The sequence below is a fragment of the Syntrophorhabdales bacterium genome, from assembly GCA_035541455.1.
In the GTDB taxonomy this organism is placed as follows: Bacteria; Desulfobacterota; Syntrophorhabdia; order Syntrophorhabdales; family WCHB1-27; genus JADGQN01.
Window position 1 is genome coordinate 1 of record DATKNH010000104.1, and the last position, 12827, is coordinate 12827.

7 protein-coding genes are annotated in these 12827 nt (G+C 53.8%); 5 read left to right on the top strand and 2 right to left on the bottom strand.

Translation table 11 applies throughout. From position 1 onward, the window contains the following. Nucleotides 1-248: 248 nt before the first annotated feature. Complete coding sequence (locus tag VMT71_10725; GenBank protein ID HVN24434.1) at nucleotides 249-2534, bottom strand: C1 family peptidase; 2286 nt, start codon at nucleotides 2532-2534, stop codon at nucleotides 249-251. Nucleotides 2535-2705: 171 nt separating this feature from the next. On the opposite strand from VMT71_10725, the gene VMT71_10730 reads away from it, so the two are divergent. The 4 genes from VMT71_10730 (at nucleotide 2706) to VMT71_10745 (ending at nucleotide 9068) form a co-directional block, all read left to right on the top strand. Continuing rightward, the gene (locus VMT71_10730; protein HVN24435.1) at nucleotides 2706-4142 is read left to right on the top strand and encodes an MBOAT family protein; all 1437 of its coding nucleotides are present in this window, start codon (nucleotides 2706-2708) and stop codon (nucleotides 4140-4142) included. 9 nt (nucleotides 4143-4151) lie between these two features. Continuing rightward, nucleotides 4152-5375, top strand: a complete 1224-nt coding sequence (locus tag VMT71_10735; protein ID HVN24436.1) for a hypothetical protein — start codon at nucleotides 4152-4154, stop codon at nucleotides 5373-5375. An 83-nt stretch (nucleotides 5376-5458) separates the two neighbouring features. Continuing rightward, entirely contained in the window at nucleotides 5459-7576 is a 2118-nt protein-coding gene (locus VMT71_10740) for an acetate--CoA ligase family protein (protein HVN24437.1), read from the top strand. A gap of 427 nt (nucleotides 7577-8003) precedes the next feature. Continuing rightward, entirely contained in the window at nucleotides 8004-9068 is a 1065-nt protein-coding gene (locus VMT71_10745; GenBank protein HVN24438.1) for a TRAP transporter substrate-binding protein, read from the top strand. Nucleotides 9069-9375: 307 nt separating this feature from the next. On the opposite strand, the gene VMT71_10750 is transcribed toward VMT71_10745, so the two are convergent. Further along, the gene (locus tag VMT71_10750) at nucleotides 9376-10614 is read right to left on the bottom strand and encodes a hypothetical protein (GenBank protein ID HVN24439.1); all 1239 of its coding nucleotides are present in this window, start codon (nucleotides 10612-10614) and stop codon (nucleotides 9376-9378) included. A 200-nt stretch (nucleotides 10615-10814) separates the two neighbouring features. Between VMT71_10750 and VMT71_10755 the strand changes: the two genes are divergently transcribed. Continuing rightward, on the top strand, nucleotides 10815-12665 hold the full coding sequence (locus VMT71_10755) for an acyl-CoA dehydrogenase (GenBank protein HVN24440.1): 1851 nt from the start codon (nucleotides 10815-10817) through the stop codon (nucleotides 12663-12665). Nucleotides 12666-12827: the final 162 nt, after the last annotated feature.

A 12827-nucleotide genomic window follows, 5' to 3' on the forward strand; every position in this document is an offset into this window, starting at 1 on the left:
GGTTCCTGCGCAAGCTCACTTCGGAAGGAAAAAGGGTATGCCCCCACCGCCGTCGCCGAAGATGTGGAAGGCGGGAGAGGAGCACCCTTTTCCGTATTCCGTATGTGGAAGTTCAGAGAAACGCTGAGACGCTAAACGCCCACGTAGGGCAAAGAGCAATCACACAAGAAACGGCGAATTTGTGTAATTCAGAAATGACTGGAGACATGCACTCTTAGCCTGAAAGGTGAGCATCTTCGATATTCCTTTTACTGGTAGACACCTTCTATGCGCCATGGCAGAGGCAAGAGGCCTACATAGACACCTTGTGTGACGGTTGTCCCGTTCATGTACCAGACGGCCACATCCCCTGATTGAGCCTGCCGCCAGAGAATATCAGCCTTGCCGTCCCCGTTGAAATCACCGACGCCCTCGATCTGCCAGGGCGGAGGAATAGTAGCAACATAGACACCTCGTGTGACGGTTGTCCCGTTCATGTACCAGACGGCCACGTCTCCCGACTGGGTCTGCCGCCAGAGGATATCGGGTTTACCATCGTTGTTGAAATCACCGACACCCTCGATCTGCCAGGGCGGAGGAATGGTAGTGATATAGGCGCTTCCGGTGATGGTTGTCCCGTTCATGTACCAGACGGCCACGTCACCTGATTGCGTCTGACGCCCGAAAATCTCGAGACTAGGGGCTACAGGCAATGTAATCACCACCGTACGATTTAGGCTGTTGGATACGTTTCCGGCTGCGTCCTTTGCCCAGGCGTAGAGCGTCCTGGTGCCCGCTGAACTGAAGGTGTATGTAGCCGGAGCCGTGGCCGACCAGCCGGAGGCTGAGGCCGAAGGCGTTGAGCTTGTTTCGGTGAGCAGGTAGCCTGTGACCGCGACATTGTCAGTCGCCGTGAACGTGGTGATGGTGACGGTCAGTGATGTGGACGTTGAGGGGATGATAAAACCGGTGATCGTGGGTGCACTGCTGTCAGCGAGAGTTATGGTAACACCGCGTGAGACACCCGTAGACACATTCCCTGCTGCGTCCTTTGCCCAGGCGTAGAGCGTCTTGCTTCCTGCTGAACTGAAGGTGTATGTAGCCGGAGCCGTGGCCGACCAGCCGGAGGCTGAGGCCGAAGGCGTTGAGCTTGTTTCGGTGAGCAGGTAGCCTGTGACCGCCACATTGTCAGTCGCCGTGAACGTGGTGATGGTGACGGTCAGTGATGTGGACGTCGAGGGGATCACGAAATTGGTAACGGTCGGCGGGGTCAGGTCAGCCAATGTTATTGTGACGACTCCCGTAGCACTCGTGGACACATTCCCTGCTGCGTCCTTTGCCCAGGCGTAGAGCGTCTTGGTGCCCGCTGAACTGAAGGTGTATGTAGCCGGAGCCGTGGCCGACCAGCCGGAGGCTGAGGCCGAAGGCGTTGAACTTGTTTCGGTGAGCAGGTAGCCTGTGACCGCCACATTGTCAGTCGCCGTGAACGTTGTGATGGTGACGGTCAGTGATGTGGACGTCGAGGGGATCACGAAATTGGTAACGGTCGGCGGGGCGCTGTCGCCGGATACAGGCGCGGGGGTGTATGCAATTGTGTACTCTCCGAAACCAACCACGCTCGTCAATTCCGTATAAGCGATCCTGAAAAACCCGGACTCGCCCCAGCCGGTTCCCCAGCTATTCTTCACAATAAAATACTGGCCCGGATCATCATAGCCGACAAGGAGCACTGCATGCCCACCCGCGTAGCTTCCGGACGTATGCGCATAGATTCCGCTCGTGTAGTAGAAGAAGTCATTATACACATCCATTGTTGTGACGAGCGGGCCATAGCTATTCAGACCATTCTTCAGCGCAGTAACCGTTGGAGAGGAAGTGGTAACCCAGCTCCAGCTGCTTATTTTGGAAGTCGATGACTGCCAGTTGGAGCAGGCAGCGGAACAGGTGCCGTCGGTGGCTGTGTATGGGTAACACGTTTCTGCCGGCAGTCCCGTATTCTGGATAAATTGAGAAGCAGTGCTGATATAGCCACCGGCGCAGCTTCCCGCACCGCCGCACGAGACGAGTACCTGCTCGGATTTGTCAAGTCCAGCAGCCGGCACCCCTGACCTGATCAAGGCAGATTCAAGCGCAGCGGTCGTGGCAAACGCCCAGCAGCTTCCGCAGTTCCCTTGGTTCCTCACCGGTGTTACAGAGTTGCCGCTGTTGTTTCTCCAGTCAAGACTTGCGGGTGAACCCGTGGCTGGCTCAGTCTGTTGCTCAGCGAGGACCGGAGCCCCTGCCGTGTGCGTTGGTTTGATAAGCCCCGTGCGCATTTTCTTCTCGTGCGCAGGCAGATGCGAGACCGACGTCTCACCTGCAACCCATTGGTGCCCCCTGAGCCTGATTGCTGTCTGGATTTCTTCTACCTGGGCGTAAGAAATCGATGCGGATAGGAGAAGTATGAGAACGACAATCTTCATTGCCGGAATGACCCCTGCAAGCCTGTCGCGTCTCATTACTTTCTTTCCTTCGAAGAGGTTCTGCGCACCAAGGGCATACTCCTGACAGTACATTATCGTTCTGTTTTCTTGTTTTGTAAATAGGACAAAGGTATGTATCAGGATCTGGCACTAAGGGGCCGTCACCAGTAGCATTTCACCCGGCTACGACCCTCATTGACAACGCCGAAGGCCTAACATAAACTTGATACCTGCAATTTCCCATAATGACTCTTTGGGTGCGTGATGCTCTTCAGCTCGGTGATCTTCATCTTCTTATTTCTGCCTCTCACACTAGGGGTCTATTTCCTGACCCCGAAACGCTTTAAAAATCTCTCCCTTCTGTTCATGAGTCTCTTCTTCTATTACTGCACTGAAAGAAATTATGTACTGCTCCTGGCAGCATCTGTTTGCGTCAATTACGGATTCGCTCTGCTCATTGAAAAATATCAAGAGACTGGAAAGAACAGAAATGCCAAAGTCGCGCTTTCTGCAGCCGTGGCATTCAATATTGCATTGCTTGTTTCTTTCAAATACCTTTACTTCATTGCCGGAGAGTCAGGCGTTATTGCGGTCGTGACGGGCCTTGCCCTGGCCCTCCCCAGGATTTATCTGCCTCTCGGCATTTCCTTTTTCACCTTCAAGGCCCTCTCCTATGTGATAGATGTCTACCGCAGGGACGTAAAGGCCCAGAAAAATATCATCCTTTATTCACTATACCACTCGTTTTTCCCGCAGCTTCTGGCCGGCCCCATTGCCCGCTACCGCGACATGGCTTCTCAAATGATCGGGCGCAGGATAACACTGGAAAGATTAAGGAGTGGCATGGAGAGGTTCATTATAGGATTGGGTAAGAAGGTCCTTATAGCCAACCAGCTCGGTCCGGTCGTAGATCAGGCTTTCAGCCTGCCGTTGGCTCGTCTGTCGCCCTCTGCAGCGTGGCTCGGCATACTCTGCTACACGCTGCAGATCTATTTCGATTTTTCCGGCTATACGGATATGGCTATCGGTCTCGCCAGGATGTTCGGCTTCACGACACCCGAAAACTTTAACTATCCCTATATTGCCCGCTCTGTCAGGGAATTCTGGAGGCGGTGGCACATCACTCTTTCAGAGTGGTTCCGGGATTACCTGTACATTCCTCTCGGCGGAAATAGAGTACGGCCGCACAGGGTCTATGCCAACCTTCTGATCGTCTTTCTGCTCTGCGGATTGTGGCACGGAGCAAGTTGGACGTTTGTCGTCTGGGGTTTGTGGCATGGACTTTTTCTGGCCTTTGAGAGAACGAAGCCGGGCCTGAAGCTCTCACGCCTTGCTATCCTCAACAACCTGTACACCTGCCTCGTCTTCGTCCTGGGCTGGGTTTTTTTCAGATCAGCGGACATGGCGCAGGCAGTCACTTACCTGAGGGCCATGTTCGGGCTCAACGGAGCAATCACGGTGCCATCATTCGCAGCACTTATAAATGCCAAGATTGTAACACTGCTCGTTATCGGCATCATCGGCAGCACGCCTGCAATGAGAAATCTGGTCTTGTACGCGGGCTCACACGTCGGCGAGAGTGTGCCACTGGCGGCTGTGCGGCACGCGATAGCCGCCTCGGTGCTGCTCGCTCTTTTCATCCTGTCTTTATCAGCTACAACGTACGATGTGTACAAGGCATTCATATATTTTCAATTTTAGGCTTCGGTCATGGAAGGAACCCGTAAGAGAATAAGAGTCGAAACAATTTTTTCTGCCCTGGTAGTCTCACTGGTGATCATCCTCCTGTGCCTGCCGTTTGTCCAGATGAGCCTCCGGATCTTTCCCGATCTGAAGAGTCAGGAGAATAGAACCCTCGCTGCCAAGCCCCATCTCATGCCGCTGACCCTTGCCTCTTTCTGGACTTACATACAGGATTACCAAAAATACTTTAACGACAACTTCGGTTTCAGGAACCTGCTGATCCGCGTCAACAGCGTTGTGAATCTGGAGATCTTCGGCGTCTCTCCGACGCCGTTGCCGGATATTGTTGTGGGTAAAGACGGGTGGCTCTTCTACAATGTTCCCAACGACGGATCGAGCCTCGAAGACTACTACGGTCTAGCAGGATTTGCGCCTAACCAGGTATCCGCGCTGCAACAAAATATGAAGAGGCTGAGAAGAGAGGCGGAGTCGAGGAATATTCTTCTTATTCTTGTCATCGCCCCGAGCAAGCATACCATCTATGAGGAGTATCTTCCGAGCAGAATGGCGATGATGAAAGGTACTTCGTCGCGCGTCGATCAACTGGATAGCGCGTGGGGGAAGGATGATGCTCACACATCCTTTGTCGATACCAGGAGGTTAATGGCAACTGCAAAAAACGAAATGGCGTATCCGCTCTACTACAAAACCGACACCCACTGGAACAATCTGGGCGCTTTTCTCGCTTACAGCGCGGTAATGAAAGCGGTGCAGGCCAGGTATCACGGCGTGAAGGTGCTTACGCTTGCCGATTTCCAACTTTCGGCAGCAAGGATTCCCGGTCGTGATCTGGCTGGAATGGTGAACATGGCTGATCTCATGACTGACACAGAGGTCACACTCAAGCCTCTCAAAGCCTCCGCGGCTAAACGTTCACATGCACCGTATGCCTATACCACCGCAGTGAGGAGCGAAGTACTAGATTGCAAGGGGCTGAGTCTTGTTGCCTTCGGGGATTCTTTCTTGCACTTCATGATTCCCTACCTGTCCGAAAGCTTTTGTAAGGCAACATTTCTCGGCTCGCCGCTTACTATCGATTTTCCCATAATTGACAGGGAAAGACCTGATGTGGTCATGGTGGAACTGGCCGAGAGATACGCGGGAAGTCTGAAGATCGTGTGGCCCGATACCTCTCCCCAGCATAAGGAACGCGCGCAGAGATGGATCTTCCCTCAACCTTCGGGTGGGTGAGATGGTAGTGCCATACCCGGATAAGACTTGTACAAACCTACGGGAGTTGGTATAGACTTCCAAAGACTTGTTGCGGAGTGTATATGCCAGAGAGAACCATTTTCGCAGAACTGGACCCTATGTTTCACCCGAAGTCGCTCGCGCTCATCGGTGCTTCAGGTAAACCTGGAAAGATAGGACGCGTCCTCATGGACCGCTTCCTCGAAGCAGGCTTTCAAAAGCTGTATCCCGTGAACCCCGGAGAAGAAGAGATTCTCGGCGTAAAAGCTTTTCGGAGCGTCGCAGAAATCCCGGGCCCGGTGGACATGGCCATAGTCCTGACTCCTACGGATTCGGCGTTGGCAACTGTAAAGGAGTGTGCTGCGAAGGGAGTGAAGACAATTGTTATCACTACCTCCGGCTTCGGGGAAACAGGAGGTGACGGAAAGAAGGTGCAGCAGGAGATGGTGCGCATCGCGCGCCAGAGCGGGGCCCGCATCATAGGGCCGAACTGCGTCGGGATTTATTGCCCCGCATCGGGGTTACCCTACATCCTGGGTGCGGGCATGACTCCCGGTTCGGTGGGTGTCGTTTCCCAGAGCGGCTTTTTCGCTGATTATCTGACGTTGACAGCCACCGGCAACGGCGTCAACTTCAGCAAAGCCGTAAGCGTCGGCAACGAGTCCGATCTGAAGGCGACCGACTTTCTGGAGTATCTGGGGGAGGACCCGGAAACCAAAACGATCGTTGCTTACGTGGAGGGCATGCAGGACGGCAGGCGATTTTACGAGGCAGCAAGAGAGATATCGGAAAAGAAACCGATTATTCTCTGGAAAGGCGGCACGACAGCATCCGGTGCCAAAGCGGCCATATCCCACACCGGTGCTCTTGCAGGTTCGGGCAGGATCTGGAAGGGAGCGCTGAAGCAGGCAGGCGTCATCAGCGTCACAAGTTTTGAAGAGGCACTCGACTCTCTCTACGCCGTTCATCTTCAGCCGCTGCCGAAGGGAAAACGGGTCGGAATCATCAGTGGACCAGGCGGCACCGCGGTAGGTACTACTGACAGGTGCCTTGAACTGGGACTGGAGGTACCGCAGTTTTCTCAGTCCACGACCGAGAAGCTTCGCAAGGCAATGCCGCCCGTCGGAGGCAGCATCGGCAACCCCATAGACCTTAGCCTCGCCTCGATGGTGTCGCCTCGCATCTGCAAAGATGCCCTCGTTATTGCAGCGGAAGATGAGAATATCGACATGCTGCTCGTCATCTCAGTTGTAGGAGGGGAGTTGCTTCGCGACCTGATGCTGGAGGCGCTGGCAGAAATAAGAAATAAGAAACCCGTCGCAGTAACCGTCATGGCAGGCACCGCGCAGTCCGTGACCCAGGACGTAGGGTTGCTCCTCGCGAGCGGCATCCCTGCTTACGCTGACGCGGCAAGGGCAGCCGAAGCCCTGTCCCGGTTGTCAGGATACACTGACTTTCGGATACGCGCGGCTGAGGCAGCCCCGAAAAAAATGAATCACCAGAGGCATCCGCTGCCATCCGGATATGCTCTGAGTCCGTTAGAAGCAGCACGTAAGGCTGGCAGAACCGCCCTCTCGGAACACGAATCCAAAGAAATGCTGCGATCGCACGGAATCCCGGTCACGCGAGAGAAAGAGATACACGGGCCACAGGACCTCAAGGAAAGCCTTGAGGCGATAGGGTTCCCGGTAGCCATCAAGGCTTGCGGCCCGGACGTACGGCACAAAACGGAAGAAGGCCTGGTGCGCATTGATATCCGCACCGAAGAGGAAGCAGTAGCCGCGTTCAACAGCATTTCCCGCAAGGTCGAAGCCGCCGGAGGTTCCGTGCTTGTGCAGGAAATGATCAAGGGGAGCAGGGAACTGGTCGTCGGTTTCACGAGGGATTCCCAGTTCGGTCCGTGCGTGATGTTCGGCCTTGGAGGGATCTTCACAGAGATCCTGCAGGACATCTCCTTTCGCGTTGCGCCGCTAGAGAGGGCCGACGCGGTGCACATGATCAACGACCTCAGGGCCAGAAAGATCCTGGACGCAGTTCGCGGCATGCCGGACGCAGATATCGACCAGCTTGCAGACATTGTGGTCAAGGTAGGTCGCTTGGGCTTTGAACAGCCTGCCATCCGGGAGATCGACATCAACCCATTACTCCTTTCCGACAGCGGTCCTGTTGCGGTTGATGCACTGATTATCCTGGATCCCTGACTATCTTCGCATCACGCCGCCGACACGAGGGTGCGCCAGGCAGATTTGCGCGGTGATTGTTTCCGGACGAAAACCCTTGCTTCTGCTGTCATTCCATTTGTATTACATTATGTCATTATAAATTGCTTATAACATCTATGAGTGTTTATTATATCATTGTATTATTATTTTTGGGTGTATTTAAAATTCTATGAGGTTTTTTTTATAATCATATATCACACAAATATCAACTAAGTAGCTTCTACTATTCACTGGCTGTTCCGCCTATGACAAGGTCCTGCACAAAAACCCTTGACAGGCGGAATCCTGTAGCGTAGCATCCTAGAGGTATCCTCGCGCATGCCCTGTCTCACCGGAGGGGTGTTCTTCGGCGCTGGACGCAAACAAAGGTACCGGGTTCTTTATTCCACGATGCCAAGGAGGAAATATGGTACGAAAGGTAGCAGTTGTGAGTCTGGCTCTCGTCATGCTTTCATTCTACTCGATATGCGCTGCAGCCGACGCGCCCATCAAGCTGAAATTCGCAAACTATTTCCCACCCACGCACAAGAATGCACAAGTTTTTGCTGAATTTACACAGGAGATAAACAAGAAATCAGGCGGTAAAGTCGAGATCTCCTACTATCCCGGAGGGACCCTGCTGACCGCACCCAAAATGGCAGCCGGCGTAGTCACGGGTATCGCCGATATCGGGCTCTCCCATCTGGCGTACTCCCGGGGTCGCTTTCCCGTGATGGAAGCAATCGAGCTTCCGCTGGGGTTTCCCAGTGCGTGGGTAGGCGCCGGTGTGGCGAATGAGTTTTACGATAAGTTCAAACCCAAAGAATGGGACCAGTTTCATCCACTCATTTTCTGTCCCGGGACCCCAAACGTGATCATGACCCTGAGCAAGCAGGTAAAAACCCTGGAGGACTTGAAAGGCCTCAAAATAAGGGGGACCGGCCGCATCGGCGACATCGTGAAGGCTCTCGGGGCGACCCCCATGCCGATCGAGATGGTCGATCTATATGAGGCTCTGCGCCGCGGCGTGCTCGACGGCAACTTAGCATCAGCCGAGACGCTCGAGGGCTTCAAGTTAGGCGAACTGGTCAAGTTCGTAACAGCGTCCTGGAAGACTGGCGGCTGCTTCGGGTTCTATGTGACCATGAGCAAGGCTAAATGGGATGCACTGCCTCCCGACATGCAGAAGCTCTTTGCCGAGGTCTCCCACGAGTACAAGGATAAGTGGGGTATCGCTTTCAACAGCATCGACATAGGCGGCATAGACTTCCTGAAGAAGAACGGCGGACAGGTAATCAACCTCACGGACGCCGAAACAGCCAAGTGGGTGAAAGCCGTCCAACCGGTGATCGCCGACTACAAGAAGGATTTAGTCGGCAAAGGCTACAAAGAGCAGGAAATCGACACGTGGATTGCATTCATCAAGGAGCGCACCGAGTACTGGAAGGCCCAGGAAAAGGCGAAAAAGATACCCAGCATTTACGAGTACTAGTACCTGCTTAGGCAAGTACTTCCTTCCCCTGCGTAGCCATGCCGGCGAAGCCGGGACCCAGAGACATCAACCAATCTGGATTCCGGCATTCGCCGGAATGGCGTAAGGACCCGGCAAGCCGCTGGGCGCGTCTCATGCCCAGTTCGTATTCAGCGGGAAGCCTAAGCGGCAGCCGGGAAAAATTCTAAATTCTAATATCGAAATCTCAAACAATATTCAATGACCGTAAAGCTCGAAACGGAGTGTTCGCGGATTTCCACGGTTTGGAACATTTGATATTTGATATACGGCTAAATCTCAATTGGTTCTATGTATCCAGCGTGGTGCGAAAGTAGAGGTCTTCTACCTTAATCGGCTTTCTGATCAATCCCTGCTCCAGCGAACCTTTGACAGCCCGCTCAACTGTCTTTCGCATCGCTTTAATACCAAGCGGGTACGGGTCTTCCCCGAAGACTGCCTGCTGCTCCTTCCAGTCACTTTCCTCGAAGTACAGGTAGGTTGATCTAGCCTTCCTTGCCCGCTCGTAGGCGATCTCTTTTGATTGCTGGAACGCGTTGTAGAGTTCCATAGCCACCCATGGGTGCTCACGGAGCACGCTGTTCTTGATGATCACATGGTGATTGGGTTGGTGGCATCCGGTCTTGCGGAAAAACTCGTAAATGGCCCCCTTCCCTTCATCATTGAGCAGCCTTCGCACTCGCGGATTATTGACCATGGGCGTACCGCCATAGCGATCGATAACGTCGCTTCTTCCTGCTGTGACACCACCCGCCGGCGACGGCGGAAATATAGCGTCAAGCTCTCCTCGGTCAAGCATGACATCGAGCGTTTGATCAACGGTCAGCCAACGGTGGGTGACGCCCTTGTCCACCCCCTGTCCTTGTACATCCAGGCCCAACGCTCCTCCGTGGCTCAGCTGTTTGGTCCGGCCATTATACCAGGCATTGTCTTTCGCCTCGATCCCGTACAGATCCTTGAGAGTAATCTTGAACCAGAGCGCCGCAGTCATGCAGTAGTCAGGCACCCCGATCTTTTTCCCCTTGAGGTCCCGAAGGTGCTCTATGCCCGAGGAGGTATTCACGTAAAGAGCGGCCCAGAAGAGCCCCCTGCTCAGAAAGACCGGTATAGGCGTCCAATCCCATCTCCCTTTGCCGAAGGCTTCGCTCCTTTCCTTGGCAAGAAGCGTCTCAGAGATGGACATCTCAGAAACATCAAACTCCGGCCCGGAAGAGAGGTTACGATAAAAAAGAGTACCCGGACTGACCGTAACGATTTCCAGCTCTATGTTCTGCGGCTTGACGATTCCCTCCCTGAGCGGCGCCACCCGTGGGTTTTCCGAAAAACCCACGGTGAGCTTGAGTCTCTTCTTCCCGCTTTCAGTACCGGGTTTTTTCTTTGTGCTCTCACTGCCAGTGCCCGCAGCATTCCCTGCGACCGCAACCGCAGCGAGTCCCGCTGCAGCACTGCCCAGCCCCACTGCCTTGATGAATCTCCTGCGTGTCACCCCTTCCCCCCTTGCTTCCACCCGATCTTTGTTGGCGTCCATTCCCGCACCCCCTTCTTCCATTCTATAAAAGTCACGTATCAAAAGCAAAAATGAACTTATAGTTTGCCCTTAACGGCATCTGCAGTATATACTTTTAGCCTGCGCTCGCAAAGCCTGTCTCCATCTTCGATGGTTTATGGTTTTTGCAAAGCAGAATTCCCGGCGACAGCCCTTAACAGACAAAAACAAGGAGCAGTACCATGGCAGACCTCTTAGTCGATGAACGGGATCAGAAGATGATCCTCTTCGAGCAATTTCACGTTGACAAGTTTTCAGAATCTGAACTCTATGCGGAGTTCGATGGAGAAACCTATAAGCAGGTTCTCAGCCAGGCGAAAAAACTTGCGACAACAGCCATGATGCCGACCAATGCGGATAGTGATTCCGAAGGTTGCCTCCTGAAAGAGGGCAAGGTGTATGTTCCCAAATACTTCCACGATCTCTGGCGTAAGTGGAATGATGGAGGATGGCGGGGACTCGACCTTCCCCAGGAAATGGAAGGAATGGGCATGCCCATGGTGGTCGGCATGGCCGCCAACGAATGGTTTGAAGCCGGAAACCTCGCCTTCCAGACGCTGGCCGCTATGACGCGGGGCGCAGCCTTGCTCATATTTACGCACGGGACAGAGGATCAGAAAAAGAAGTACATGCCCAGTATTGTTTCCGGCAAGTGGACTGGAACCATGGTGCTGACGGAAGCAGAGGCAGGGAGCGATCTGGCGGCCACCAAAACCCGCGCAGAGCGAAATTCGGATGGGACCTACTCGATTGTCGGGAGTAAGATGTTAATCACCGGAGGAGACACTGATCTTACAGAGAATATCATCCATCTGGTGCTGGCAAGAGTAAAAGGCGCTCCGGCCGGGACCCAGGGTCTTTCGCTCTTTCTTGTTCCAAAGATAAAGGTCAATCCTGACGGCTCACTGGGAGAACCGAACGATGTGAAGGTCATCTCGGTTGAAAAAAAGATGGGCCTCAAAGGCTCTCCCACGTGTCATCTCAATTTCGGCGAAGAAGGTACTTGCCGCGGTGAACTCGTGGGCAGGGAGAACGGAGGCTTGCCAATCTTTTTCACCATGATGAATGAATCGAGGCTCATTGCGGCTCGCCACGGGGCTTCTGTTGCAAGTAGTGCCTACCTTCACGCCCTTGCCTATGCGAAAGAGAGACTCCAGGGCGCGGAAATCGGAGCGCCCAAGGACGCAGGCCAGGCGCCGATCATCAGGCATCCCGACGTACGCCGCATGCTGCTTCAGATGAAAGCTTACACCGAAGGGGTCCGTGCGCTTATCCTTTATGCTTCATATTGCATCGACCGCGAAAAAACGGCTCGCAGCAAAGAGGAGCAGACAGAGTGGGAAAGGCGGACTGCCTTTCTCACACCGGTTGCAAAGGCATACGGCTCAGATATGAGTTTTCGTGTGACGGAAACGGCGATGCAGGTCTACGGCGGTTACGGCTACATGAAGGATTACCCGATTGAGCAATTCCTGAGGGATGAGAAGGTGCACTCCATCTTCGAGGGCACCAACGGGATCCAGGCGTTGACGCTCGCCAGCCGCAATCTCGGACAGGACAGCAAGAGCCTCTTCGAGGGTCACCTGGCGGACATTCAAGAATTCTGCGCGAGAAACAAAAACCACCCAACACTGGCTTCGTACATAGAGAGGTTAGCTGCAGCCGAAGAAGCATTATCCGAGGTTTCCCGATTTCTTGTCAGCATACAGAAGAAGGACTTTCGTGGTCTTGCACTCTATGCCACCCCCTACCTGGAACTCTTCGGCGACGTAACCGTCGGCTGGCTGCTTCTGTGGCAGGCGGTCATCGCATGGGAACGGCTGGATGGACTGGCGGAAAAATGTGGCCTTAAGGCGGATGCGGCAGGAATTGAGAAGCTTGCGGTCGAAGATTCCGCTGCAGCATTTTACAGCGGCAAATTGGCGTCTGCCCGCTATTTCGCAAGCACGGTGCTGAGCCAGGCCACTGCCAAAGCCCAGGTAATACTGACCATGGACAGGGCAGCACTGGAAATCGCGGAAAATGCATTTTGAACAGACAGCGTACTAGGCAGTAAACTAATCTGTCCCGGGCATCTTCGCCATTTATTCTAACCAAAAAGTTTACCAAATTTAGACCCAAAAGCTGCTTGACATCAATCCCGTTCAAAGCATAGAATCGAACTAATCATCTGCAGCAAGTCATACGGCGCGGCA

Bases quoted from the DNA above. Each gene is read 5' to 3' on its own strand.
- VMT71_10725 (HVN24434.1), bottom strand. From the start codon at position 2,534: ATGTACTGTCAGGAGTATGCCCTTGGTGCGCAGAACCTCTTCGAAGGA.
- VMT71_10730 (HVN24435.1), top strand. From the start codon at position 2,706: ATGCTCTTCAGCTCGGTGATCTTCATCTTCTTATTTCTGCCTCTCACA.
- VMT71_10750 (HVN24439.1), bottom strand. From the start codon at position 10,614: ATGGACGCCAACAAAGATCGGGTGGAAGCAAGGGGGGAAGGGGTGACA.
- VMT71_10745 (HVN24438.1), top strand. From the start codon at position 8,004: ATGGTACGAAAGGTAGCAGTTGTGAGTCTGGCTCTCGTCATGCTTTCA.
- VMT71_10755 (HVN24440.1), top strand. From the start codon at position 10,815: ATGGCAGACCTCTTAGTCGATGAACGGGATCAGAAGATGATCCTCTTC.
- VMT71_10735 (HVN24436.1), top strand. From the start codon at position 4,152: ATGGAAGGAACCCGTAAGAGAATAAGAGTCGAAACAATTTTTTCTGCC.
- VMT71_10740 (HVN24437.1), top strand. From the start codon at position 5,459: ATGCCAGAGAGAACCATTTTCGCAGAACTGGACCCTATGTTTCACCCG.